This is a genomic window from Streptomyces caatingaensis, from assembly GCF_001187435.1.
GTDB lineage: Bacteria > Actinomycetota > Actinomycetes > Streptomycetales > Streptomycetaceae > Streptomyces > Streptomyces caatingaensis.
In genome coordinates this window covers 159,405-185,238 of the sequence record NZ_LFXA01000002.1, presented here as the reverse complement: position 1 = coordinate 185,238, position 25,834 = coordinate 159,405, and the positions used below count along the sequence as shown (strand labels likewise).

Here is a 25,834-nt window from a genome sequence, read left to right as displayed (position 1 = left end):
GCCGTCGCCCGCAACGGCGCGGGGCCGCGGTCCGGACGACGGTCCGGGCGACCACGGCCCCTGAACGGCGCGTCGCTTGAACGGCACGTCGCTCAAGCGGCACGCCGCGTGAACGGCGCGTCGCTCCCGTCAGGGGGAGACCAGCGGGTTCCACGCCCCCAGGCGCCCCTCGCCCGTCCCCGGGTAGAGCGCGGTCTCACCGTTGCCCGCCCAGCGGACCAGCAGGTCGTCCGCCCGGCCCGCGGGCCCCGTGAACGCACCCGCGATCATGAGCGAGTTGCCCCGGTACGAGGCGTTCGCCGGCATGAGGGTGGCCCGGGACGTCAGGCCCTTCGTCGCGGCGACGGTCTGGAGCTGGCCGTCGCCCCAGCGCACCACCAGCCGCGCGGGGCCGCCCGAGAACTGCCCGGTCGTTACGGCCGCGGCGCCCTTCCAGGGCGACTTGTCCTTCGCCACCAACTGGCGTTCCCGGCCCGTGCCCGAGCCGTTGACGCCGGTGTGCAGGCTCACCTCGCCGTCCCGCCAGACGACGGCCACGTCGTTGGCCCGGCCGGAGGTGTACTTGCCGGCGGTGATCCGGGAAGCGTCCTTCCACATCGAGCCAGAGCGGGCGACGACGTGCTCCTTGCCCAGCCCGGACGGGCTCACGTCCGCCCAGACGCTGACCTTGCCGGTGGGCTTGCCGGCCTTGTCCGTCCAGACGACCATGAGGTCCGACCGGCCGCCGCCCGTGAAGTCACCGGCGGTGACGGTCTGCGCCCGCTCCCACGGGCCGTGCTGCTTCGCCAGCCGCCGCCCGGCGCCGAAGCCGCCGCGCCCGTCGCCCGGGTAGAGCGTGACCTCGCCGTCGCGCCAGACGACGATCAGGTCGTCGCGCCCGTCGCCGGTGAACTCGCCGGCCGCCAGGTGCCGGGCCATGGTCATGGTGTGGGCGCTCTCGGGCAGCCGGGGCCCGGACAGCGAGCGCAGCGGCCCGCGCACCGGCGCCCGGCCGGCGACCGCGTCCGCGTAGAGGGCCTGGATCTCCTGGTCGTAGACCGGGGAGTAGCTGACCCAGTCGTGGTTCTGGTCGTCACCGCCGCCGTTGTAGCCGCCGACGTTGCCTATGACGTCGCCGGTCTTCTTCTTGGCGTCGTAGTTGGCGATCCACGGGCCGCCGGAGACACCGCCGTAGAAGCCGCCGCACTCCATCTTCAGCTGCCGGAACTTCGGCGCGCGGCCCGTCGCCACCGTGCAACTCAGCGCCTGCTGCCCGGGGTTGCCGGACTTGGGGTAGCCGTGGACGGTGACGGTGTTGGTCCAGCGCGGCGTGTTCGTCAGCCGCAGGCCGCCGGTGCGGTTCTCGACGTTCGCGCGCTGCGCGTTGGTGCCGACGCGGACGAAGGCGAAGTCGAGGTCCGAGTCCGCCTGCCGGGAGTTGCTGCGGTAGCGGGGGTCCATGAAGACCCGCTGCACGGGGAAGACGCCGAACGGCTGGTGCGCGGCGTCCTTGCCCTTGCGGAACTGCGGCACGAAGATCGTACGGCCGTCGGCCTTCAGGGACTTGGCGCAGTGGCCGGCCGTCAGCACCAGGTTCCTGCCCGCGCTGCGCACGACGCTCGCACTGCAGTAGGTGGCCCCCGAGGGCCCGGCGGCGAAGAACGTGCCCACCGAGGGGATGCCGCTCCCGAACGTGCCCTGCTTGAGGTTGCGCGGGGCGGCGGCGGGCGCCCGCAGCGCCGACCGGGCGGCCGGCGCGGTCCCGCGTCCGGCGTCGACGGGCTGCGCGCCGGCCAGCCGCTCGGCCGTCCAGTAGTGCTCGGCGCCTCGGGCGTCGGGCGTGGTGGCGGGGGCGGCGACGGCCGGCGCGGTGCCGGCGGCCGTCCCGCCGACGGCGAGGCTCAGGGCCGTCAGGAGGGTGCGGGCGTGTCTGCGTCTGAAAGGTGTCAAGGCGACTCACCGAGATAGGGGACAAGATCAGGTGTTCGAGATCAAATATTTGCATAGCCCACTGACCTCGCCGCCCCCGCCCCCGGCCCCCTCGTCAACCACCCCGAACGGCACGCCGGTTGCCGTCCGGACGGCCCCTCAGCCCGCCAGCCGCGAGGCGGCCATGTCCTTGGCGCCGTGCCCCCGTTCCGCCGCGCGCCGGAAGCGCGCGAGGCCGGCGGCCGCGAGGTCGGCACGGACCCCCGCCGCCTCGGCCGCCTCCGTCAACAGCCGGGCGTCCTTGACGGAGTTGTCGACGGAGAACGCGGTCGTGTAGTCGTCGGCGAGCATGGCCCGCGCCTTGCCCTGGAAGAACGCGCTGTCGAGCGGGCCTCCGGTGACCGCCTCCACCACCAGCGCCGGATCGACGCCGAGCCCCTCGGCGAGGGCCAGGCTCTCCGCCGTGCCGTGGGTCAGCGCGAAGACGAGGCCGTTGACCGCCAGCTTGAGCCGGCTGGCCGCGCCGGGCTCCTCCGCCACCCAGACCGTGCGGCTGCCGATGGCCGCGAACACGGGCTCCACGACGGCCCGCTGCCCCTCCGGCCCGGCGGCCAGCACCACGAGCTGCCCGTTCTCGGCGGGCTGCCTGGTGCCCTGGACCGGGGCGTCGTAGAGGACGAGCCCGTACTCCTCGGCGGCACGGGCGAGTTCGCCGATCGCGGCCGGCCCGACGGTGCCGAGCTGCACCCACACCGCACCGGCGGCGAGCGCCGGGGCCGCCGCCCGCATCGCCTCCGCGGTGGCGGGACCGTCCTTCAGGACGGTGACGATAGGGAGCGCAGCACCGTCTCGACGATGTCCGTCATGACGGCCCGGTCGGCGGTCCTGCCGAGCACCCTGAGCCCGTACATCGAGTTGAGGAGGTACCGCGCCAGGGCACGGGCGTCGCGGTCGGCGCCGATCTCGCCGCGCCCGCGGGCCCGCTGGAGCGCCTCGCAGAACGCGTCCTCCATGCGCCGGAAGGTCCGCCGCACCACGGCGGTGACCTCCTCGTCCCGCCCGGCGAGCTCGACGGCCGCGTTCACGGCCAGACAGCCGCGCCGGTCGCCGGCCGGGGCCGACTCCTCGTCGACGACCGTCATCAGCACGGCCCGCACCTTCTCCCGGACGGCCCCCTCGCCCTCCAGCACCGCCACCTGCCGCGTGGCCCACTCCTCGTCGTAGCGCCGCAGCGCCTCGACGAAGAGCCCGTGCTTGCTGGCGTAGGCGTTGTACAGACTCCCCCGCCCGAGCCCCGTCCCGTCCACCAGATCCTGGGCGGACGTCGCCGCGTACCCCTTGCTCCAGAAGGCGTGCATCGCGGCGTCGAGGACGCGGTCGGGGTCGAACCCCTTGGGTCGGGCCATGACGGGAACGTACCACGTTCTGGAACGCCCGTTAAAGATCTCCCGCGCACGAACGCGGCGAGGGCCGCTCCCGAAGGAACGGCCCTCACTCTCCTGTGGAGCTAAGGAGAATTGAACTCCTGACCTCCTGCATGCCATGCAGGCGCTCTACCAACTGAGCTATAGCCCCGTGCCGGTCGCCTGTCCGCCCGGCGGCACGGGAAGGAGATTACACGATCCCTCCCCTCCCCCGCCAAAGCGGGCGGGCGCGGCCGGCTCCGGCCGGTGGACCGGGGTCCTCGTCGTGGTCAGCGGGAGTCCGGAACCGCCCCTGCGGGCGGCGACGATCTCGGCGGCGATCGACAGGGCCGTCTCCTCGGGGGTGCGGCCGCCGAGGTCGAGGCCGATGGGTGAGCGGAGGCGGGCGAGTTCGGCGGCGGTGAGGCCGGCCTCGCGCAGGCGGCGGAGGCGGGCCTCGTGGGTGCGGCGGGAGCCCATGGCGCCGACGTAGGCGACGGGCAGGCGCAGGGCCCGTTCCAGGAGCGGGACGTCGAACTTCTCGTCGTGGGTGAGGACGCACAACACCGCACGGGAGTCGAGGCGTTGGGAGTCGAGGTAGCGGTGCGGCCAGTCGGCGACGACCTCGTCGGCCTCCGGGAAGCGCCGGCGCGTCGCGAAGACGGGGCGGGCGTCGCAGACGGTGACGCGGTGGCCGAGGAACGACCCCACCCGCACCAGCGCCGCCGCGAAGTCGACCGCCCCGAAGACGATCATCCGGGGCGGCGGCGCGCTCGACTCCAGGAAGAGGCGGACCCGCTCGCAGCCGGCCTCGACCACCCCGGTGTGCCCGGGCGGGAGGACGGAGGCGGGGATTCCGGGGAGGGTGCCCCGGGACGTCCCGTCCACGACCGCCAGCCCCGCGGACCCGTCCGCCCGGCGCGCCACGGTCACCGCCTCGCCGCGCAGCACGGACGCGAACGCGGCCCTGAGGGCGGGGCGTTCGGCGGGGCCCACCGGTGTCACCAGGATCTCCACGACGCCGCCGCAGGTCAGGCCCACGGCGAAGGCGTCCTCGTCCGACCGGCCGAAGGTCCGGGCCGTGCCCTGTCCGGTCTCCAGGGACTCGCGGCACAGCTCGTAGACCGCGCCCTCCACACAGCCCCCGGAGACGGAGCCGATGGCCGTCCCGTCCGCGTCCACGGCGAGGGACGCGCCGGGCTGCCGGGGGGCGCTGCCGTGGACGGCGACGACCGTGGCGACGGCGAAGGCGCGTCCCTCGGCGCACCAGCGGTGCAGTTCAGGAGCGAGGTCGAGCATCGTTCCTCCTCATCGGCTCGCGGCTCACGTGACGCCGAGCCATTCCTCGATCGGGTGCAGCGCGAAGTACACGCCGAAGACGGCCGTCAGCACCCACATGAAGGGGCCGGGCGCCCGCCATCTGCCCTGGGCCGTGCGGATCGCGGTGTAGGCGATGACGCCGGCGCCGACTCCGGCGGTGATGGAGTAGGTGAAGGGCATGAGGACGACGGTGAGGAACGCGGGGACGGCGGCGGCCCGGTCGTTCCAGTCGACGTGCCGCGCGTTGCCCATCATCATCGCCCCGATGACGACGAGCGCGGCCGCCGCGACCTCGCCGGGGACGATGCGGGTGAGGGGGGTGAGGAAGAGGCAGGCGGCGAAGAGCAGTCCGGTGACCGTGGCGGACAGGCCGGTGCGGGCGCCCTCGCCGACCCCGGTGGCGGACTCGACGAAGACGGTCTGGCCGGACGCGCCCGACAGGCCGCCGATCGCGCCGCCGGCGCCGTCGACGAACAGGGCGCGGCTCAGGCCGGGCATCCGGCCGTCCGCGTCGGCGAGTCCGGCCTCGGTGCCGACGCCGATGATGGTGGCCATGGCGTCGAAGAAGCCGGCGAGGACGAGGGTGAAGACGATGACGCCCACGGTCAGGCCGCCGAGCGCGCCCCAGCCGCCGAACTCGACGCGCCCGAGGAGGGAGAAGTCGGGCATCGAGACGGCGCCGCCGTGGAGTTCGGGCGGGCCGGCCTGCCAGGCGCCGGGGCCGGGGCGGGCGAGGGCGTTGACGGCGAGGGCGAGGAGCGTGCCGGCGACGATGCCGATGAGGATCGCGCCGGGCACCTCGCGGGCCTGGAGCATGAGGACGATCAGCAGGGTGGCGCAGAAGACGAGGACGGGCCAGCCCGCGAGTTCGCCGGCCGGCCCGAGGGTGACCGGCCCGCCGCCCTTCGGCCCGGCGTGCACGAACCCGGCCTTCACCAGCCCGATGAACGCGATGAACATCCCGATGCCCATGGTGATGGCGTGCTTGAGCGCCAACGGCAGGGCGTTCATGACCAGTTCGCGCAGCCCCGTGACGACGAGCAGGACGATGACGCCGCCGTAGACGACGCACATGCCCATCGCCTGCGGCCAGCTCATGTGGGGGGCGACCTGCCCGGCGAGCACGCCGGAGACGCCGAGGCCGGCGGCGAGCGCGAGCGGCGCCCGGCCGACGAGGCCCATGAGGAGGGTGGAGACGGCGGCGGCGAGCGCGGTGGCGGTGATGAGCCCGGCGTGGCCGAGGGTGTGCCCGGTGGCGTCCTTCCCGGACAGGATCAGGGGGTTGAGCAGGAGGATGTAGCTCATCGCCATGAAGGTGGTGATGCCGCCGCGCACCTCCCGGGCGGGGGTGGAGCCGCGTTCGGTGATGCGGAAGTAGCGGTCGGGCCAGGACCTGCGGGGCGGGGGACACGCGCCCCCGGCCGTGAGCGCCGGGCCGACGGACGACTGGGTCATGGTGCCTGCTCCTTGGATGCCGATGCGTGCGCGTGCCGGGGGGCGCGTGCCGGTGCGGAGCGGCCGCACGGCCCGGGGGACGGCCCGGGGTGTACCGCCGGTGGGGAGAGGGGGGTGGGGGCCTCAGGCGGGGACGTCGGTCCCCGTCAGGTGCTCCGGCCGCAGCGGTACGCGGCGCAGCGGCAGGCCCGTGGCCTGCCGGACGGCCGCGACGACGGCCGGTGTGGCGGAGAGGGTCGGCGCCTCGCCGACGCCGCGCAGCCCGTACGGGGCGTGGGCGTCGGCGAGTTCGAGGATGTCGACGGGCATGGCGGGGGTGTCGAGGACGGTGGGGATGAGGTAGTCGGTGAAGGAGGGGTTGCGGACGAGGCCGGTGGCCGGGTCGACGGCGATCTCCTCCATCACGGCCAGCCCGAGCCCCTGCGTGGTGGCGCCGTGGATCTGGCCGACGACCGAGAGGGGGTTGAGGGCCTTGCCGACGTCCTGGGCGCAGGCCAGCTCGACGACCTTGACGAGGCCGAGTTCGGTGTCGACCTCGACGACGGCGCGGTGCGCGGCGAAGGAGTACTGGACGTGCCCCTGGCCCTGGCCGCTGCGCAGGTCGAAGGGTTCGGTGGGCCGGTGGCGCCAGACGCGTTCGGCCTCCACGGGCTCCTCGCCGTCGAGCACGTCGGCGAGACCGGCCAGCACCTCCCCGCCGTCGGTGACGATCTTGCCGCCCTCCAGCAGGAGTTCGGCGGTCGCCCAGGCGGGGTGGTACGTGCCGAACTTGGCGCGGCCGAGCTCCAGGACCCGCTCGCGGACGGCCTCGCAGGCCGCCTTGATGGCACCGCCGGTGACGTACGTCTGACGGGAGGCGGAGGTCGAGCCGGCCGAGCCCATGCGGGTGTCGGCGGGCTGGAGGGTGACCTCGGCGACGCCCAGCTCGGTGCGGGCGATCTGGGCGTGCACGGTGACGCCGCCCTGGCCGACCTCGGCCATGGCGGTGCGCACGGTGGCCACCGGTTCGCCGGCGACGGACTCCAGGCGCACCCGGGCGGTGGAGTAGTCGTCGAATCCCTCGGAGAAGCCGACGTTCTTGATGCCGACGGCGTAGCCGACGCCCCGGACGACGCCCTCGCCGTGGCTGGTGTTGGACACCCCGCCGGGCAGGGCCCGCAGGTCGGCGGAGCCGCCGGCGGTCTCCCACTGGCGCTCGGGCGGCAGCGGCAGCGCCTTGACGCGGCGCAGGAGTTCGGCGACGGGCGCGGGGGCGTCGATGACCTGTCCGGTGGGCATGACCGAGCCCTGCGAGACGGCGTTCCTCCGGCGGAACTCGACCGGGTCGAGGCCGAGTTCGGCGGCGAGCCGGTCCATCTGGGCCTCGTAGGCGAAGCACGCCTGGACGGCGCCGAAGCCGCGCATGGCGCCGCAGGGCGGGTTGTTGGTGTAGAGGGCCAGGGCCTCGACGTCGACGTTGTCGCACGCGTAGGGGCCGACGGCCAGCGAGGCGGCGTTGCCGACGACGGAGGGGGAGGACGAGGTGTAGGCGCCGCCGTCGAGGACGATGCGGCAGCGGACGAACAGGAGCCCGCCGTCGCGGTCGGCGCCGTGCTCGTAGTGGAGCCTGGCCGGGTGGCGGTGGACGTGGCCGAAGAAGGACTCGAAGCGGTTGTAGACCATCTTGACGGGCCGTCCGGTGCGCAGCGCGAGCAGGCAGGCGTGGGCCTGCATGGACAGGTCCTCGCGGCCGCCGAAGGCGCCGCCGACGCCGGAGAGGGTCATGCGCACCTTGTCCTCGGGCAGGCCGAGGACGGGGGCGATCTGGCGGAGGTCGGCGTGCAGCCACTGGGTGGCGATGTAGAGGTCGACGCCGCCGTCCTCGGCGGGGACGGCGAGCCCGGACTCGGGACCGAGGAACGCCTGGTCCTGCATGCCCACTTCGTAGTCGCCGGTGACCACGGCGTGCGCGCGGGCCCGTGCGGCCTCCACGTCGCCGCGGACGACGGGCTGGCAGTGGACGACGTTGGGGTGCGGGACGTGGGGGGCGTGCTTGTCGGCGCGGGCCGGGTGGAGCAGGGGCGCGCCGGGCGCGGTGGCGCTCTTCTCGTCCGTGACGACGGGGAGTTGCTCGTAGACCGCCTTGATCTTCGCGGCGGCGCGGCGGGCGGTCTCGGGGTGGTCGGCGGCGACGAGGGCGACCGGTTCGCCGTGGTGGCGCACGACGCCGTCGGCGAGGACGGGGGCGTCCTGGACCTCCAGGCCGTAGCGGGTGGCGGCGGGCAGGTCGGCGTGGGTCAGCACCGCGTGCACGCCCGGGGTGGCGAGCGCCTCGGCGGTGTCGAGGGAGACGATCCGGGCGTGGGCGTGCGGGCTGCGCAGGGTGTGGCCCCAGAGCATGTCCTCGTGCCACAGGTCGGAGGCGTAGGCGAACTCGCCGGTGACCTTGAGGCCGCCGTCGGGGCGCAGCGTGGAGGCGCCGATGCCGCCGCGGGTGCTCTGCTGGGTGAGGTCGGTGCGGGTCGGTCGCATGGCTCAGGCCCCCTGTCCGGAGCGTGCGGTGCGGGCCGCCGCGAGGCGGACGGCGTCGAGGATCTTCTCGTAGCCCGTGCAGCGGCACAGGTTGCCGGAGAGGGCCTCGCGGATGTCGGCGTCGGACGGGTCGGGGTCGCGTTCCAGCAGGTCGTCGGCGGCGACGAGGAGGCCGGGGGTGCAGAAGCCGCACTGCACGGCGCCCGCGTCGACGAACGCCTGCTGGACGGGCGAGAGATGGCCCTCGGCGGCGCCGGCGCGCGCGGCGAGGCCCTCGACGGTGACGACGTCGCGGCCGTGCGCCTGCCCGGCGGCGACCAGGCAGGCGCAGACGGGGACGCCGTCGAGGCGGACGGTGCAGGAGCCGCACTCGCCCTGTTCGCAGGCGTTCTTGGAGCCGGGCAGGCCCAGCCGCTCGCGCAGCAGGTACAGCAGGCTCTCGCCCTCCCAGACGTCGTCGGCCTGCCGCGGGCGGCCGTTGACGGTGACGTTCACGCGCATCGGGCGGTCCCCTCCCCCGTGGTGTGCTGTTCCCAGGCCCAGGCGAGGGTGCGCCGGGCCATGACGCCGACGGCGTGCCTGCGGTAGGCGGCGCTGCCGCGCACGTCGTCGATCGGTCGGCAGGCGGCCGACGCGAGGCGGGCGAACTCCGCGGCGACGGCGGGCGGTACGGGCGCGCCGGTGTCCCAGCAACGGGCCTCGGCCAGCGCGGCGTTCAGGAAGTCCTCGGCGGTCCGGGCGCGGACGGGCGTGGGCGCGGCGGAGCCGATGCCGGTGCGCACGGTGCGGGTGTCCGGGTGGAGGGCGAGGGCGAAGGCGCAGACGGCGATGACCATCGCGTTGCGCGTGCCGACCTTGGAGAACTGCTGCGGGCCGGTGGCCTTGCGGACGTGGACGGCGCGGATCAGCTCGTCGGGGGCGAGGGCGTTGCGCTTGACGCCGGTGTAGAACTCCTCGACGGGGATCAGCCGCGTGCCGCGCACCGATTCCGCCTCCACCTCGGCGCCGGCGGCCAGCAGCGCGGGGTGGGAGTCGCCGGCCGGGGAGGCGGCGCCGAGGTTGCCGCCGACGCTGCCGCGGTTGCGGATCTGCGGGGAGCCGACGGTGCGGGCGGCGAGGGCCAGTCCGGGCAGCTCGCCGGCCAGGCGCTCGATGACGCGGGCGTAGGGGACGGCGGCGCCGAGGCGTACCCGGTCGCCGGCGTCCTGCCAGGTGTACAGCTCGGTGACGCGGGTGAGGTCCAGCAGGTGGGAGGGGCGGCGGTGGTCGAAGTTGATCTCGACCATCACGTCCGTACCGCCGGCGATCGGGACCGCCGCGGGGTGCTCGGCCTTGGCGGCGAGGGCCTCCTCCCAGCGGGCGGGGCGCAGGAAGTCCATGGGCGTTCTCTTCTCGGTCGGGTGCCGTGTGCCGTGGTTCCGTGGGTCGTCTGCCGTGTGTGCGCGCCGCGTGCAGCCAGTACAGCGAGGGCCCGGCGGGTGCGAGCAGTCACCGAAACGATGAAGCGGTTGGCTGGTCGCCGGGTGGGTCTTGTAGATTCGAACGAAAGGCGGAGCCTCGAAACCTCACGGCTTCGCACCGGAAACACCCAGAACATCGAGAAAGATCGGCGGCGACCCACGATGCGGCTGCGCGCACTGCTGGAGACCGAGGCGCTCGGCCTCCGCCTGCTCGGCGGCGAGGACGAGCTCGACCGGACCGTGCGCGGCGTGATGACCACCGACCTGCGCGACCCCAGCCGCTACCTGTCGGGCGGCGAGCTGGTCCTGACGGGTCTGGCCTGGCGGCGCGAACCGGCGGACTCCGAGCGGTTCGTCCGCATCCTGTCGGCCGCCGGGGTGGCCGGTCTGGCGGCCGGCGAGGCGGAGATCAGCTCGACGCCGGACGACCTGATCGAGGCGTGCGCCCGGCACCGGCTGCCGCTGTTCTCCGTGGACGAGAAGGTCTCCTTCGCGTCCATCACCGAGTACGTCGTCCGGCAGGTCTCCGGCGAGCGCGCGGGCGACCTGGCGGCGGTCGTCGACCGGCACCGGCGGCTGATGACCTCCGGCCCGGCGGGCGGCGGCCCCGAGGTCGTCCTCGACCTGCTCGGCACCGACCTGGACCTGCGCGCCTGGGTGCTCTCCCCCACCGGCCGCGTGATCGCGGGCTCCTCGCTCACGGGCACGGGCCCCGCGCTGCCGCCCGCGACCGCCGCGACCCTCGCGGGCGAGCAGCTCGCCGCCGCCCGCTCCGGCCGCCGCGGCCCGCACCGCGTCCTCGCCGGCGCCGTCACCTACTCGCTCTTCCCGATCCACGGCGCGGGGGCGGGCCCCGCCGACGTCCGCGAGACCGTCCTGTCGGACTGGGTGCTGGCCGTCGAGGCCGACGCCGGCGACTGGCCGGCCGAGCGGCTGGACCTGCTGCACGGCGTCACCCAGCTGATCGCCGTCGAGCGGGAGCGCCGGGACGCGGCCCGCACGGTGCGCCGCCGCCTCGCCCAGGAGGTGCTGGAGCTCGTCCAGACCAACGCCTCCCCCGCCGAGACCGCCGCCCGGCTGCGGGTCGCCGCCCCCGTCCTGCTCCCCGGCCCGGTCACCGCCCCGCACTGGCAGGTCGTCGTGGCCAAGGTCGAGTGGACGGACGGGGACGGGCCGGCCGGCGGGCCGGTCGCCCAGAGCCTGCTGGAGGAGGTGCTGGTCGCCCCGGAGGCCGCCGGCACCGAGCCGTCCGACCGCATCGCCGTGGCGCACTCCGGCGACGAGGCGGTCGCGCTGGTGCCGCTGCCGCCGGCGGACGACGCGTCCGGCGCTTCCGGCGCTTCCGGCGCTTCCGGCGCCCCCGGCCTGGAGGCCGACGCGCTCCTCGCCGCCATCCGCGCGCCCCTCGCCAAGGGCCTGGACGGCGACGGCCGCCTCACCCTCGGCGTCAGCGCCCCCGTCGCGTCCGCGGAGGGCCTGCGCGGCGCCCTGGAGGAGGCCCGGCACGCCCGGCGCGTCGCCGCGGCCCGCCCCGGCCGCGTCTGCGCCGCCGGCCACCAGGAGCTGGCCTCGCACGTCCTGCTGCTGCCCTTCGTCCCCGACGACGTCCGCCGCGCCTTCACCGCCCGCCTCCTGGACCCGCTGCGCGAGTACGACCACCGGCACCGCGCCGAGCTGATCCCCACCCTGGAGGCGTTCCTGGACTGCGACGGCTCCTGGACGCGCTGCGCGACCCGGCTGCACCTGCACGTGAACACGCTGCGGTACCGGGTGGGCCGCATCGAGCAGCTCACCGGGCGCGACCTGTCCCGCCTGGAGGACAAGCTGGACTTCTTCCTGGCCCTGCGGATGAGCTGACCGACGACCGGAGTCGATCTTGACCGGGCCGGACCGCCCGTCCGAGACTCGTGTCGTCCGGGAGGTGACAGGTGGTGAACGGGGTGGTGAGTCGGGTGACGCTGGGGTGCGCCTCGTGCGGGCGGCTGCATCCGCTGTCGGACATGGCGTGGCGCTGCACCGCGTGCGGCGGCCTGCTGGACGTCCACGGCTTCGACCCGGCGCTGCCGAACGCCCTCGAACTCGGCCGCCGCCCGCCGACGTTGTGGCGCTACGCCGAGGCCCTGCCCGTGCCCGGCCCGCCGCGCATCACCCTGGGCGAGGGCATGACCCCCCTGGTGTCCGCCCCGGGCCGCTCCGACGTCCTGCTCAAGGCCGACTTCCTCATGCCCACCGGCTCGTTCAAGGACCGCGGCGCCGTCGTGCTGGCCGCCCTCGCGTTACGCCTCGGCGCCGCGCGGCTGGTGGCCGACAGCAGCGGCAACGCGGGGGCGGCGGTGGCCGCGTACGCCGCCCGGGCCGGACTGCCCTGCACGGTGTACGTCCCCGCCGCCACCTCCGAGGGCAAGCTCGGCCAGCTCCGCGCGTACGGGGCCGAGGTGCGCCGGATCGAGGGCCCGCGCCAGGCCGCCGCCGAGGCCGCGGCGGGGGTGGCCGACGAGCCCGGCGTCTTCTACGCGAGCCACGTCCACCACCCCTTCTTCGTCCACGGCACGAAGACCTACGTCTTCGAACTCTGGGAACAGCTGGGCGGCCGCCTCCCCGCGACCCTCGTCCTGCCCGCCGGCAACGGCACGCTGGTCCTCGGCGCGTACCTCGGCTGCCGCGAGCTGCTGGAGCAGCGCCTCATCGACCGCATGCCGGTCATCACCGCCGTCCAGGCCGCCGCCTGCGCCCCGTTGGCGTCCCCCGCCGGGATCACCCCGCGGCCGACGATCGCCGAGGGCATCGCCATCGCCCGCCCGGCACGCGGCGCCCAGATCCGGGCGGCGGTCGCCGCGACCGGCGGCACGGTGGTGACCGTGCCGGAGGACCGGATCCGCACCGCCCACCGGGAGTTGGCGCGGGCCGGCCTGTACGTGGAGCCGACGTCGGCGGTGTGCTGGGCGGCACTGGAGGCGGGCGCGGTGCCAGCGCCCCCGAGGGAGGACGACCGGCCGTTCGCGGTGGCGCCGCTGTGCGGAACGGGGTTGAAGGCGGCGCCGCCGGCCCCATGAGCCGTCGGCCTCATGACGTGTGCCGCAACTCCCGATGACGGACGAGCGCATCACGGAACAGCTCCCTGGCCCTGCCGTCCCCCCGCCGTCCTGCTGCGACCATGGAGTCATGGATTCGGAGGCAGACCGGGCACCGGTCGTCACTCCGCAGAGGCGGCCCCGCGCTGTGGGGCAGGGGCACGAGGGTCATACGTGCTCCCTGCGCAGATGCCTGCCCATGATGGCGATCAGCCTGTCCACCACGGCGGTGCGCCGGGCCGCCGCCGCCCTGGCATGGGCGCTCTTGATCCTGCGGCACTTCACACATGGCACCACCACTGTTTCCGTCATTGCGTTCGATCCTCCGCGTGTCCCGCCCCCGGCGGGCGGGCATCAACCGTGCGGCCCAGACTTGCCGATCGGCGCCCTTGACGACAGGGTTGGCGGCATCACAAGTGACGTGTGATGAGGGGAAGTTGCGCCTTGGCCAAGTCGCCCAACAGTTCGGACTCCAGGGGTTCGGAGTATGGCACGGAGGTCAGGGAGTGGCGTCTGTCACGGGGCCTGAGCCAGCGGGAACTCGGCGCGGGGGCGCGGTACGGGCAGTCGTACGTGGCCATGGTCGAGAGCGGGGACCGGATCGGGTCGCCGGAGTTCGCCGCGCACTGCGACGAGGTGTTCGGGACGCCGGGGACGTTCATGCGGCTGTGGAAGCGGGCGTCCCGGCGGGGGCATCCGGAGTGGTTTCTGCCGTATTTGGAGTTGGAGGCGCGGGCGACGGAGATTCTCGACTTCAGCTCGTACCTGGTCAACGGCATTCTGCAGACCGAAAAGTACGCACACTCGCTCTTCCGTGCCGCCTACCCGCGCGATGAACTCGCGACGACCGCCGAGAAGGTGGCCGCACGATTGCGACGCCGCGACGTCCTGGACAAAGACAGGCCCCCTCTCCTCTGGATGATTCTGGATGAGTCATGCCTTCGACGCACGGTCGGTGGCTCCGCCATCATGCGCGAGCAGGCGGCCCATCTGATGGACGCGGCGGAGTCACCGCACGTCACCCTGCAGCTGCTTCCCTTCAACACGGGGGCGCCGCCGACGGGCGAGAGCTTCACCTTGCTGAAATTCGAGGACTCGCCCAACGTCCTGTACACCGAAGCCCAGGGCATGGGGCGCGTGATCGACTCGTCTGCGAAGGTGGCAAGAGCGGGAGAGCTCTACGACCGGCTGCGTGCCGACGCGCTCTCGCCGGAGGAATCACTGAGCCAACTGCGCAAGTCGATGGAGGAACTTCGAGATGAGAACACCCCTTGACCTCACTGAAGCGGACTGGGTCAAGTCGAGCTACAGCAGCGGCGAAGGCGGCATGTGCCTGGAATGGGCACCAGGGTTGGCCGAGCACGGCACCATACCCATACGGGACAGCAAGCGCCCCCAAGGACCGTCCCTCACCTTCTCCTCGTCGCCCTGGCACTCGTTCATCACCGAGCTCAACGCCGGCGGCTGACAGCATCGATCCACGCATCACCGGGCGGCGGAACGAAGAAATAGCCACCGCCGAAAGTGAGGATGTACCTGCCCAACTCCTGCCCTTCCAACCGCTTCTGCACGGCCTCGAAGCCGTCCGCCAAGTCCCGTTGAAAGCAGGAGAAGATCAGCCCGGTGTCGCCGTCGCCCCGGTCGTAACCGTAACTGCGGCGTACCAGTGGAGGAAGGTTCCGCCGGTCCGGGGCGGCCATACGGACGTGGGAAGTCAGTGGTGTGATACGCCCCTTGGAATCGGCCCGGAATTCCGGTTCCTCTTCGGCGGGTGTCCCGTCCAGCCATCGCCCGTCCCGCCGCCGCCCGATGACCCGTTCCTGCTCCTCCTGGGAATCCATGTCCCACAACTCGGTCGCGAGTCGCACCAGGCGAACGACCTGGTAACTGCCGCCCACGGCCCAGTCCGGTTCACCCTGCCCCGGCCTCACCAGGGAACGGTCCCTGACCTCCCGCTCGTTGGGCGGGTTACCGAAGCCTTCGGTGAAGTGGAAAGGGTCACGGGTGAGGGCCCTCCCCCGCTCGGTCCGGGAGCCCGCGAGAAACCCATCCATCCGCCAGCGGAGCCTCCACGCCGGAAAAGCCCCCAGGAGCCGGTCCGACGCCTCTGCGGCGGCCGACCGCGAACGCGCCTCGATCTGGACCAGGACGTCACCGTGCGACGTTCTGGGATCCAACAGATCGCCCGGGAAGGACGGCATCTTCCGCAGATGGCGAGGCCGGCTGCCTCCACCGTCGAACAGACTCGCACCCAGTGCGATTCCTCCGGCCCCACCGACAGCCCGCACCAGGCGGCTCAACTCCGCGGCACGCTGGGATTCATCACCACTCAGATCGAGTGCTGTGACGCGTATGTACGGCGCCGGCGCCGGACCGCGCAGCTGAGCCGGAGTCTGCCACCGAGTACCTCCCCCCTCCCCGGGCTCGTCGGACCCGGCGTGCCGGCAGGCCCCTGCACTTCCGACGAGCAGCGTTCCCGCGAGCCCCAACAGGGCTCGACGACCCACCGTTTGCCACCGAACCATTCAACTCCCCAGGTGCGGATCCAACTCCAGCAAAGTTGGTGATTCCCATGCCGACTCTGAGGGGCAACAGCCCACCAGAGTCGTTCATTAATCCAGCTGGGCAATGCAGTGGAGCCAGCCTCGCACTTCACCTACCAGCTGTTCATCGCTCAGGCGATCCACTACGCATTCCAGTGCGGGCACCACCCAAAGGATCTCTTGCAGTAATCGGAGCCGCCCATTAGCCCGCTGCCCGATCAGGGTCAGGTCGTCACCGGGCTGGTAATACCGCTCCCGTCCGCTATGCAGGTCGTCCAAGAACAACGCATTCACGCTCGAAACCTCCGCTTGCGACAGCGGAAGGCGATCAAGTACCAGGCGGGCCACTCCGTCCGGGGTCACTTCCGAGGGAAGATCCTCGGGTGACATACCGACATCGAGCGCGATAGTCGTCAGTCTGACCAGCCATGAAGCCGAATAGCATGGACTCATGCCGCCTGATTCGCAGGCGTCGTGCAAGAGTGAAACCGCGAACTCAAATCCTTCTCTGCGTTCGTGGTAGCTGATATTCCGCGCTCGGCAGACCCCCACCTCGGCAGACTCCACCATCGCCAACCACCACTGAGGTGGGGCGCCATCAGGGAATAGTCTCTGCACCCATGCAAGCCGTTCGGATCGAGGTAGCGCCCGCAGTTCCGCATACTCCCGTTCAGTCTGCGTCATGGGGCTCTCCCTCCGTAGTCGCGAATCGCCTGAAGAGGCACGCGTATTCCAGCTCGCTCAAATGCGGTGACTCCGTGGTTGAGGAACTCGGCAGAACATTCGGAGCAAGGAGTGTAGTGTCCGGTCATGTTGTCCAAGGACACAACTCGCCCGTTCCTGAACACTACTTGCCCGACCCCCAGAACAGGGTTACCTCTGGTCAGAACTGTATGGTGGATTCCGCTGCCACTGGGAATGATGTGCAGCGCGCCGCTCTCGTCCACGGCCCACAGATAGCACCCTCCGCCACTGATTGCCTTAGTGAATCCCAGACTCCCTGCTGTGAGGCGGGAAAGTCCTGCCATCTCTGCTTCCAGCATCTCAAGCGATAGGGCGTCGGGGTCGGGGTTGTTGTTCGCAACTGGCCCGCAAGAACTGTTGTGGACGAGAACCCGGAGAGAGCCAGCGAGTACATAGTACGTGTGAAGTCCCTCGACGGTGAGGTTGTTCACTGCAGCCGCAGTCGAGTGATGGCGTACCGCAGTGACCATCACCCAGGTCCCGCTGCTGGTACGGAGCCACTGCCCAGGCTTCAACTTTTCGGCAGGCACCCACTGATGGAGGTCAGGAACCCAGAAGGGATGTCCATCGGTTGCCGTGAGATGCCCAACCTTCGAACCATCAGCACTTTCAGGTCCGGTGATCGTCAGGTCGACGAGATGTTTCTCCCCATCCCCCCGAATCAGTGCCGTCACCGCACGTGCGCCGCTCTCACCGGTCTCGGGATCCGTAGCGATGACCTGGTCACCGACCTGTACCTCCGAGATCTCCTTGGTCGTGCCGTCGGCCATCAGCACCGGAGTCTCCGGCGTGAAGCTGTTCCTCAGACACTGCGCCGCCTTGCTGCCGCCCCTGGCCCCCATGAACGCCCCCAGGCCGTCCATGAATATCCCGGTCAGGCAACCGCTCGCGGCCGCGGTGGCTACTTGCCCCCAGCTGACCTTGCGACCGGACAGCCGCTGGCCGAGCCAGTCGATTCCGCCGTCCATGAGCCCGCCCACCACGCACCCGGCGACCATGGGATTGTGCCCGGACGGGTCCGTGTACGTGGTCGGGGACGACAGGGCGTACTGGTAGAGGTTGGGGCCGCCGGCCTGTCCGATCGGGTCCTGGGAGATGAAGCGCCCGGTGGCCGGGTCGTAATAGCGGTTGCGGTAGTAGAGCAGGCCGGTACCGTCGTCCTCGCGGCCCGTGAAGCTATAGGGGTTCGAGGACGCCGAACCACTCGACTGGGACTGGCCGTTCGGGTCGTACGCATAGCGGGTTGCGATGGTGCCGTCCTCGTTGGCCAGGCCGACCACCGAGCCCATCGCATCCGTCAGGTAGACCTGGGTCCGCCCGCCTTCGGTGCGGGTGAGGAACTGGTCCACACCGGAGGTGGTCACGGTCGCGGAGGGCTTTCCCGAACCATCCAGCTCTGCGAGGGGGTTGCCGTTGTCCGTCAGGAACCTGGACGCCTTGCCATCCACCTGTTTTGACACGCGCCCGCCCAGCGGGTCATACCCGAATGACGACGTGGCGCCATTCCTTGTCAAGCCGGTCAGCTGACCACGTGCGTTCCAGGTGTAGTCGCGTAGGCCGTCCGATGTCAGACGGCCGTCTTTGTCATAGGCGAAGGACCGGCCGCCCAGCGCTGTGAGGCGGTTGGCAGCATCGAAGGCAGCCCCCGATTCCGCTGCGGGAAGGGCGACCTTGGCGAGTTTTCCGGTCAGGCCGGTCTGTAAGCCTCGTTCGTCCCGGGCGTAGTTCAAGTCACCGACAGCGGATCCCGAATGGGCGTACGAGATGGTCCTGACAATCCCCGAATTGTCCAGGTCCGTGGTGCGTGTCCACCCGCCGGGCAATGTGGCGGTCTTCTCTCTGCCGACCGGGTCGAGGGCGAAGGAAATGGTGTCGGACCCGGCCTTGAGGGAGGTGAGCACGCCCGACTTGTCGTAGCCGTAAGCAGTGCTGGTCCCCGCAGCGGTCATCTGGATCCGACGGTCGGCCTGGTCGTAGCCGTAGGTCACTTCTCCGGTCGGCCCGAGGATGCTCTTGGGGCGGTCGTAGTCGTCGTAGGCGAAGGACTGTTTACCGGAGGTGGAATCCGTCATCTGGCGGAGCCGGTCCAGGTCGTCGTATTCGTACGCCACCGTGGACTCGGCCGTGCCGCCTCCGTCCACACCGTATGCTGCGGCCTTCGGGCGCCCCAGGATGTCGTAGTCGACGGTCGCCGCCTTGCCGGAACGGGCGGTGGCGCGCTTGATCCGGCCCGCCAAGTCGTACGCGAACGACGCCGTGGCCCCCAACGCATCGGTGGCGGTCCTCTGCCGGTCGGCGTCGTCGTACGTCCACGTCGCAGTCTTGCCGCGGGCGTCGGTCAGCGAGGTCAGGTTTCCGTTGTCGTCGTAACTGAAAGCGATGCTGCTGCCGAGCGGATCCGTGGTGCGGAAGGTCTGGTTGAGCTTGTCGTATGCGACCGTGCTCTCCGCGCCGGCCGCGTCCGAGAGATGGGTGGGCCGTCCGGCGGCGTCCTTGAACTGCCGGGACACCCTGCCCTCGGCGTCCTTCACCGCGACCTGCTCGCCATGACTGTAGCTGTATGTGGAGACCGCACCGGCGGCGTCGGTGACCTTGCTGACCTGCCCTTGAGGGGTGTAGTCGATCGCGGTCCTGCGTCCCTCGGCGTCCGTGATCGTCCGCAGATCACCCTGCGCGTCATAGCCGAAGGACGTGGCGTTGCCGAGTCGGTCGGTGGACCGGGATATCTGGTCGAAGGGGCCGGTGAATTCTGTCTTGCCGCTCTCACGAGCCTTGCCGGTACCCGCCATCTCGGTCGTTGACGTGATATGGCCGGCGGCGTCGTAATGCAGCTCGGTGCGTCTGCCGAAGGGGTCGACGACCGCCTCGATCCGATGGTTCTTCCCTCGCTCGTATACGGTCTTCCGCGCGAGGTCGGTACCGTGGGCGATGGTGTCCGAGTCTCCGAACCCTTCGGCATCGAAGGTCACTTTGCGAACGCTGCCGCCCGGTCGCTCGACCTCTGTCCCCGTGATCCTCCCCGTACCGTTCATGGTGTAGGAGAAGGAATACTTCGCTCCCTCGGTGAGGGTCTGTTCCTTGACCCGTCCGCCGGCATCGTAGGTATTGGTCATGTAGGTGATGCCGCGGGCGTCCGTGGCGGACGCGATCCGGTTGCTGCTTCCGTCATAGGTGTAGCGGCTCGTCCTGCCCGCCGGATCGGTCACGGTTTCGAGGCGGCCTGCACTGTCATAGGTGTAGCCCGTGGTCCGGCCCAGATTGTCGCGGGCCTCACGAACCCGGTGCTGGGCATCCCAGGACAGTTCAATCCAACGCCCGCCCGGGGTCACGATGCGATTCGCCTGGCTCTTGCGTCCATTGAACGACTCCCGCTCGATCCGCACCGAGTTCCCGTGCCGGTCGCGGACTTCACTCACCGCTCCGTACTGGGGAAAGACCCAGGTGCTGCCGTCCCGGAAGCGGAGATCCCACCCACTGGCGTTGTTCCAGGAGATCTTCGTACCGTGGAATCCACTTGGTGTACCGGAAGGTTCGAAGACGGCGTCCCTGTAGCCTGTCCCGGACGAGGTACGCACATAGTGCACACTCTGCCCACCCGGCAGGTACAGATCGACCTCTTTGTACTGCTCCTTGGAGTTCAGGAAGGCGTTGTACGACAGGTCGCGGCCGATCCCGAAGGCCCGGCTCCGGGTATCTCCCTGCCAGTAGGTGCGGTTGACCTCCGCGGATCCCAGTGGATCGGCAAACGCAAGGTCCGTCCGGGCATCGGTGAGCAGCCCTGTCCCCAGGTCCACCGGGTCTCCCGACAGCCAATCGCCTACGTCCGCAATCCGCGAGAGGTCCCAGGGGATCAGGTCGCTGATGTTGAACATCGCCCCGTGGAAGGCCCAGACACGGGTCTTCTCATCAGGTACGACCTGGCGGCCGTCGGCAGTCACGGCACCGTGTCCGTAGACGTACCAGCCCTTGCCCTTGGGGTCGTAGTCCATGAACTCGACGCCGGTTCCCGGGGATTCATGGGTGTAGTTGGGGTAGATGATCTGTGCGCCCTTGGGGAAGACATAGGTGCCGCCCGGCTGCACCGTGAAGAACACCGGAACCACACGATTCGTGGGCAGCGGATACGGTGCACGGTCGATGGGGATCGGGGTGATTCCCAGACGGGTGACCGGCTTGCCCGTTCCGTCGCGGACCACCGACCCCTTGGGGATGCGGACTTCGAGCCCCGGTATCTTCGGGGTCCTCAGCACCACATCCCGCTGGGCCGGTGCGGCGAATGACACGGTGTGTGCGGTGTCCAGGGGGGTCATCCAGACCGGGAACCCGATATCGACGATCTGCCGATCCCTCGGCCGCACCCTGATGTGGAAGACCCCGTATTCACGATCCCTCGTATTCGCCGTGCTGCCGTCGACGACAAGGGTTGTGGCACTCTCGTCGATGCCGGAAAGCAGGAACCGTCCGTGCTCGTCGGTCTGCGAACTCACCTTGCCGACCGATACCTTCACCTTCGCCAGCGGCAGCCCGTTCAGCTTGAGGACATGCCCGGTGAGTGCCGTACGGTCGCCTTCGCCCCAGAGTGTCCCGGGAGTCTTCGATACGCTCCCACGACGCGTGACCCAGTCCTGGCCGGCCAGGCTCGCCGGGTCCGGGTCCCATGTGTCCGGTCCCACAACGGCCTTGTCCATCGGCCGGGCCGTCGGACCGGCCGACGCCCGGACTTCGGTCGCACCCTTGACGGACAGCTTCAGCGAACCCGTGGCCGCGAACTGCGGCGCTATCACCACCCGGTGATTTCCGGGTTCCGACAGCTTCGGCAGGGAGAACGTGGCCGGGCGTCCGGCTCCTACAAGTCCGTCGTTCAACACCTTGGTGCCGGAAGGCGCGAGGACCGTGACGAAGAGCGATTTGGCAAAGGTGTTGCCGGCGATGGAGAGCGTCGGTGCGGTGCCGTCCCGTCCGCCGAACGACGCCGTCCCGTTCTGCCCGGCGCGCGTCACCTTGAGCTCCACGGAGTCTCCCCCGGCGGGGAGCGTACCGAGGTCCACGGGCCGGGACAGGGTAAGTGCCACCTTCCCGGTCTCCGTGTTCTTGGGGGTTACACGGACGGTGTAGATGCCGGGCATGAGGAGCGGCGGGCTGTCCCAGTCCGTGTCACGGCCCTTCACCGCGGTGAAGGAACCGGCTGCCCTGCCATCAGGCTGGAGAATGTCCAGGGTCGCGTTGACAGTTGTCCCGGTGGCCGCGAGGCTGACGGATTCTCCTGTCTTCCCCTCGAAGGTCGCCACTCCGCCCCTGACCCGGCCGCGACATATCCAGCACAGGCGGCGGACCGTCCGATGTCAGCCGGCCGGCATCAGCCGAGTGCGAGGCGGTCAGCCGCAGTGTCGGCGTGCCGCCGTTGTCGGGATCCAGCACCAGGACGTAGGTCCCGCTCTGCGGCAGTGCGGGGATGCTCAATGAGGCGCTGCTCCGCCCGGGCACTATGAGATGTTCACCTTGGGAACCGTCCGGTCTGTAAAGGTCGCCACGGAGGTACCCGTCCGCCCCGCCTGCCTCCACGCCGATGCCGAGACTCTCACCTGCCCGTCCCTCGATGGACCAGCGGCCGCCCTGGCCGAAGCGTGAGATCTGCGTGGTGACCGAACGCCTCGTATCCGGACAGCGGGACCGTGAAGTCCCCGGACGACGTGACCGCCCCGCTCGGTGTCTCGATCTCCACACGCCCCGACTGGGCGGCACCGGGCACGAGAACAGTGAGCGCCCCTTCGGCAGCGCGCAGTACGCGAGCGGCAACTCCGTTGAAACGCACCACATTGTCGGCTGATTCCGGGAAGAAGTTCGACCCGGTGATCGTGACCTCGGTGCCGGGCGGCCCGGACGCCGGTTCCACTTTGGTGATGCGCGGAGCGTCCGGGGTGGACGCAAACGATTCCTGGGACTCGGCCGTGGCCCCGCCCGCCGCCACCGAAACCTTCCCCGTCGGGACGTCGCTCGGCACAGTGACCACCAACCGGGTCGCCGAAGCCGAGACGACCTCGGCGTCCTTGCCCGCGAAGGAAACCCTGTTGTCCGCCGTGACCGAGGCGAATCCTGTACCGGAGACCGTTACCTTGGCCCCCACCCGGGCACGCGTCGGCACCACGGACAGCACCGACAGGGTGCCGGAGCCATACCGATCGATGCCCAGCCTGTTACCTGCGGCGTCGTACCGGTACCGGGCCGTTTCCCCCTTCGGATCCGTCACCCCCACCAACCGCCCGGCGGCGTCATAGGCATAGACCGCCGAGTCCGTCGTGGGCCCCGGACCGTTATCGACCGATGTCCGGTTGCCCTTGCGGGATGGCTGGAGGCCGGGCGGTACGAGTGCTTGCCCTGGCGTGGAAGGGCCGATCGTCGCAGGCAGATCCGGTGTCCGACGCGATGCCGCATCCGCTGGTGCAGTGCCCGTCGTGAACGCGATGAGCACCACGCCCACGGTGAACAGTCGCCACCACGCAGGCACACGCACCAGGACACGCTCGCCGTGCATGCGCACCATGCCCTCCCCACAACTCGGCAGTCCGGGCAGCCACGAGCCTCACAGCCTCAACACAATTCCATGGCGTCTCTGCACAGTCGATAGTCCGGACGGAGAAATCGAGGAGTCGGCCCAGGGGAGTAAGTCCCCACGGCACTCGGCCTGTTGGCGAATCGAGGCGCCCCGAACAGCGCCGGGCGGGGCGGACCGGTCCAGACGGAAGCCGTCGCACCCTCGCCTTCAGGCCGTACCGAGTGGATTGAGCACGGCGAACCGCCAGTAGCCGTCGGCGTCTCGGCAGGCGACGTTGGCGGTGGTACCGGTCGGAGCGACACGTTCTCCGTCGGGAGCGGTTACTTCGAGGGTCCAGTCGGTGACGAGCAGCGCGGTGCCGGCGCCGACCAGAGCGTGCCGGGGGATGTTGGTGAGCCGTCCACGGGCGGCGACCGTCCCGCTGATCTCCTGGCGCAGCGCCTGACGGCCGGCGACGATCTCACCGGCCACCGTGCGCATGGTGGCCCCGGGGGCGAGCAAGGCCAGGACGCCTTCGACGTCACCGTCGTTGAGGGCGTCCTGGAACGCGCCGGGCAGCTGTGCGGGATCGGTGATCGCAGACTTCATGGTGAGGGTCGTCCTTCCTGGGGGTGCCCGTCAGGGCGGTGACGTACGAGCGGCGCCACGGGCGGGCTTCGGGCCGGCGGCGGCGCGGCGATGACTCCACGATCCACGCCGGGGGGCTGTCGCGGCGAGGTAGAGTCCGGCCCCACCATGGTTGAAGTTGGACAACACGATGTCGTCGACATCGCCTATCACAATCCCGACCGCCCTCAGCTCGGAATCGAGGTCCTGACGTTCGACGCCCTGCGTCGCCGTCTGAGGAGGTCGGTCGCCGGCACCGCGAGTCGGCCGGACTTCCATCAGCTGCTGCTCGTACGGGGCGGTGAGGGAACCGCGATGGTCGATTTCGTCCCTCAGCCTGTGCGCCGCGCAGACTGCTGCACATACGGCCGGGACAGGCACAGCGGTTCCCGGCCGACCCGACGGGCCGCCCGGCCGAACTGGACGCCGTGCTGGTGCTCTTCACCGCCGCCTTCCCACCACGCCTGCCCCTGACCACGTCCCTCCTCGACGGCTTCGGCCCGGCCGGCTGGACGCTGTCCCCGGGTGACTACGAGCCGCTCGACCGGGCCTTGTCCGAGATCTCGGCCGAGTACCACAGGGCGCAGAACCATGACGAGGGCTCCGACCTCACCGTTCAACTGCTGCGCCAGCTCCTGGGCGCGGTGCTGCTGCGCCTGGCCCGGCTGCCGCATCCGGATCGCGCGGCCTCGGAGGGAATGGGCGGCGAGGTCTTCCGTGCCTTCCGGTACGAGCTGGAGCGCTCGTTCGCCGCCACTCGCTCCGTGCAGAAGTACGCCGCCCGGACCGGCTACTCACCGCGCACCCTGACCCGGGCGTGCCGGGCCGCCACCGGCCGCACGGCCAAGCAACTCATCGACGCCCGCGTCGCCTTGGAGGCGCAACGCCTGCTCGTGCACACCGAGTTGCCCGTCGCCGCGATCGGCCGGTCCCTCGGATTCTCCGAGCCCACCAACTTCGGGAAGTTCCTCGTCCGCGAGACCGGCCACACCCCTGGCGGTTTCCGCGCGGGCCAGCGCCGGCCGGACCTCGGCATCGGGTGACGCCGTCTCACCCCCAGGTGCGCAGGGTCCGGGGAGGCGAGGCAACTGTGAACGCGGTTGACACTCATCGAATTTGTGAAAGGATGTGAACACCTTAACGGGCGTGACCCTCCGTCAGGGGCAGTCAAGTCCGTGTGCCAGTTCACTCATTGATCCGGAGAACGACGTGACGCGAATCAGCAGCCGCATCGTCGCCGCGGCCGTGGCCGCCGCGGCCCTGACCGGCGCCATGGCGGGCACCGCCGCCGCCGACGAGGCGCCGGGGAAGTCCGCGATCCTGCCGAAGGCCCCGGCGAAGGGGACGTTCACGGCCTCCGCGCCCTACTTCCCGCTGGAGACGATCGACCGGGCGGGCAAGACCTACTTCTACTCGTGGGAGATCAACGGCAAGCTGGACAAGCGCATCGGCGGCCTGGAGGACGAGCGGAACACCCGGGCCGCGACCCAGGTCGACACCGACCTGGACGGCCTCCCCAACGGAACGTACTTCCTCACCGGCGACGGTTCGGTGATCTTCGAGACGCCCCTGGAGAAGACGACCGAGCGCAAGGTCGCCTCCGGCTTCGGGAAGTACGACGTCTTCTTCTCCCCCGGCAACCTCGGCGGCGGCAAGCAGCCCGACCTGCTGACCCGCGACAAGCAGGGCGTGCTCTGGCTCCATCTGGCCCGCCCGGACGGCTCGTTCACCGGAGCGAAGAAGATCGGCGGCGGCTGGGGTCAGTACGACCAGATCACCGGCAAGGGCGATCTGACCGGTGACGGCAAGGCGGACATCGTCGCCCGCGACAAGAGCGGTGTGCTCTGGCTCTACAAGGGCACGGGCGACTGGCAGAAGCCCTTCGCGGCCCGCACGAAGATAGGCGCCGGCTGGGGGCAGTTCAACCTGATCCACGGCGCCGGTGACACCAACTGGGACGACCGCGCCGACCTGGTGGCCCGTGACAAGTCGGGCGCCCTGTGGGTCTACAAGGGCACCGGCAAGGCGGCCGCGCCCTTCAAGGCCAAGGAGAAGATAGGCAACTCGGGCTGGAACCAGTACCGGCTCGTCTTCTGACCCGGTTCCGATCCGGCGGCCCATGGCGCCATGGCGGGTCTTGTGACCCATGGCCGTCCCGGGCTCACGGCGGCCCCGGGGCCCAAGGCCGTCCCCGGGCTCACGACGGTCCCGAGGCCCACGGCCGTCCCGGGACTTCCGGCCGTCCCGGGGGCTCTTCGGA

Annotated in this window: 20 protein-coding genes and 1 tRNA gene; 6 read left to right on the top strand and 15 right to left on the bottom strand. The window is 70.9% G+C overall.

What is annotated here, in order from left to right:
• Positions 1-129: 129 nt before the first annotated feature.
• From AC230_RS01585 to AC230_RS01545, 9 genes are all read right to left on the bottom strand, one after another.
• Entirely contained in the window at positions 130-1,929 is a 1,800-nt protein-coding gene (locus AC230_RS01585) for a trypsin-like serine peptidase (RefSeq protein WP_049714105.1), read from the bottom strand.
• Positions 1,930-2,067: 138 nt separating this feature from the next.
• On the bottom strand, positions 2,068-2,697 hold the full coding sequence (locus tag AC230_RS01580; protein WP_078870865.1) for an NAD(P)-dependent oxidoreductase: 630 nt from the start codon (positions 2,695-2,697) through the stop codon (positions 2,068-2,070).
• A 26-nt stretch (positions 2,698-2,723) separates the two neighbouring features.
• Positions 2,724-3,314, bottom strand: a complete 591-nt coding sequence (locus tag AC230_RS01575; protein ID WP_049714104.1) for a TetR/AcrR family transcriptional regulator — start codon at positions 3,312-3,314, stop codon at positions 2,724-2,726.
• 96 nt (positions 3,315-3,410) lie between these two features.
• A tRNA-Ala gene (locus AC230_RS01570) sits at positions 3,411-3,483 on the bottom strand.
• Complete coding sequence (locus tag AC230_RS01565; protein WP_078870864.1) at positions 3,474-4,610, bottom strand: XdhC family protein; 1,137 nt, start codon at positions 4,608-4,610, stop codon at positions 3,474-3,476. The genes AC230_RS01570 and AC230_RS01565 overlap by 10 nt, the downstream gene beginning before the upstream one ends.
• 24 nt (positions 4,611-4,634) lie before the next feature.
• A complete protein-coding gene (locus AC230_RS01560; protein WP_049714103.1) occupies positions 4,635-6,086 on the bottom strand; it encodes an NCS2 family permease in 1,452 nt (483 codons plus the stop codon).
• A 123-nt stretch (positions 6,087-6,209) separates the two neighbouring features.
• Positions 6,210-8,597 carry a xanthine dehydrogenase subunit D gene (gene pucD / locus AC230_RS01555; protein WP_049714102.1) on the bottom strand — a complete coding sequence of 796 codons (2,388 nt, stop codon included), beginning with the start codon at positions 8,595-8,597 and terminating at the stop codon, positions 6,210-6,212.
• A gap of 3 nt (positions 8,598-8,600) precedes the next feature.
• Positions 8,601-9,098 (bottom strand): (2Fe-2S)-binding protein, encoded by a 498-nt coding sequence (locus tag AC230_RS01550; protein WP_049714101.1) that lies wholly within the window; start codon positions 9,096-9,098, stop codon positions 8,601-8,603.
• Positions 9,089-9,976, bottom strand: coding sequence for an FAD binding domain-containing protein (locus AC230_RS01545; RefSeq protein WP_049714100.1), 888 nt, complete (start codon positions 9,974-9,976; stop codon positions 9,089-9,091). The genes AC230_RS01550 and AC230_RS01545 overlap by 10 nt, the downstream gene beginning before the upstream one ends.
• 243 nt (positions 9,977-10,219) lie before the next feature.
• Here AC230_RS01545 and AC230_RS01540 point away from each other — a divergent pair, with 243 nt between their 5' ends.
• Together AC230_RS01540 and AC230_RS01535 are read left to right on the top strand one after the other, a co-directional pair.
• Positions 10,220-11,914 carry a PucR family transcriptional regulator gene (locus AC230_RS01540; RefSeq protein ID WP_049714099.1) on the top strand — a complete coding sequence of 565 codons (1,695 nt, stop codon included), beginning with the start codon at positions 10,220-10,222 and terminating at the stop codon, positions 11,912-11,914.
• Between the two features lie 143 nt (positions 11,915-12,057).
• Positions 12,058-13,110, top strand: coding sequence for a pyridoxal-phosphate dependent enzyme (locus AC230_RS01535; protein WP_049714928.1), 1,053 nt, complete (start codon positions 12,058-12,060; stop codon positions 13,108-13,110).
• 186 nt (positions 13,111-13,296) lie between these two features.
• On the opposite strand, the gene AC230_RS32350 is transcribed toward AC230_RS01535, so the two are convergent.
• Positions 13,297-13,440, bottom strand: coding sequence for a hypothetical protein (locus AC230_RS32350; protein WP_157868476.1), 144 nt, complete (start codon positions 13,438-13,440; stop codon positions 13,297-13,299).
• Between the two features lie 114 nt (positions 13,441-13,554).
• Here AC230_RS32350 and AC230_RS01525 point away from each other — a divergent pair, with 114 nt between their 5' ends.
• Together AC230_RS01525 and AC230_RS01520 are read left to right on the top strand one after the other, a co-directional pair.
• Complete coding sequence (locus tag AC230_RS01525; protein WP_049714097.1) at positions 13,555-14,403, top strand: helix-turn-helix domain-containing protein; 849 nt, start codon at positions 13,555-13,557, stop codon at positions 14,401-14,403.
• Positions 14,387-14,596, top strand: coding sequence for a DUF397 domain-containing protein (locus AC230_RS01520; protein ID WP_049714096.1), 210 nt, complete (start codon positions 14,387-14,389; stop codon positions 14,594-14,596). Before AC230_RS01525 ends, AC230_RS01520 begins: the two co-directional genes overlap by 17 nt.
• Here the strand turns inward: AC230_RS01520 and AC230_RS01515 are convergent.
• From AC230_RS01515 to AC230_RS01495, 5 genes are all read right to left on the bottom strand, one after another.
• Positions 14,580-15,329, bottom strand: a complete 750-nt coding sequence (locus AC230_RS01515) for a Dyp-type peroxidase (protein WP_049714095.1) — start codon at positions 15,327-15,329, stop codon at positions 14,580-14,582. The genes AC230_RS01520 and AC230_RS01515 overlap by 17 nt on opposite strands.
• A gap of 411 nt (positions 15,330-15,740) precedes the next feature.
• Positions 15,741-16,355 carry a hypothetical protein gene (locus tag AC230_RS32345; RefSeq protein ID WP_157868475.1) on the bottom strand — a complete coding sequence of 205 codons (615 nt, stop codon included), beginning with the start codon at positions 16,353-16,355 and terminating at the stop codon, positions 15,741-15,743.
• Positions 16,352-21,703 carry an RHS repeat-associated core domain-containing protein gene (locus AC230_RS01505; RefSeq protein WP_049714093.1) on the bottom strand — a complete coding sequence of 1,784 codons (5,352 nt, stop codon included), beginning with the start codon at positions 21,701-21,703 and terminating at the stop codon, positions 16,352-16,354. The genes AC230_RS32345 and AC230_RS01505 overlap by 4 nt, the downstream gene beginning before the upstream one ends.
• 290 nt (positions 21,704-21,993) lie before the next feature.
• A complete protein-coding gene (locus tag AC230_RS01500) occupies positions 21,994-22,956 on the bottom strand; it encodes an IPT/TIG domain-containing protein (RefSeq protein WP_078870862.1) in 963 nt (320 codons plus the stop codon).
• Positions 22,957-23,175: 219 nt separating this feature from the next.
• Complete coding sequence (locus tag AC230_RS01495) at positions 23,176-23,556, bottom strand: YybH family protein (RefSeq protein WP_049714091.1); 381 nt, start codon at positions 23,554-23,556, stop codon at positions 23,176-23,178.
• A gap of 446 nt (positions 23,557-24,002) precedes the next feature.
• Between AC230_RS01495 and AC230_RS01490 the strand changes: the two genes are divergently transcribed.
• Both AC230_RS01490 and AC230_RS01485 read left to right on the top strand, forming a co-directional pair.
• Complete coding sequence (locus AC230_RS01490) at positions 24,003-24,617, top strand: helix-turn-helix domain-containing protein (RefSeq protein WP_049714090.1); 615 nt, start codon at positions 24,003-24,005, stop codon at positions 24,615-24,617.
• Between the two features lie 166 nt (positions 24,618-24,783).
• A complete protein-coding gene (locus AC230_RS01485; protein ID WP_241833035.1) occupies positions 24,784-25,671 on the top strand; it encodes an FG-GAP repeat domain-containing protein in 888 nt (295 codons plus the stop codon).
• Positions 25,672-25,834: the final 163 nt, after the last annotated feature.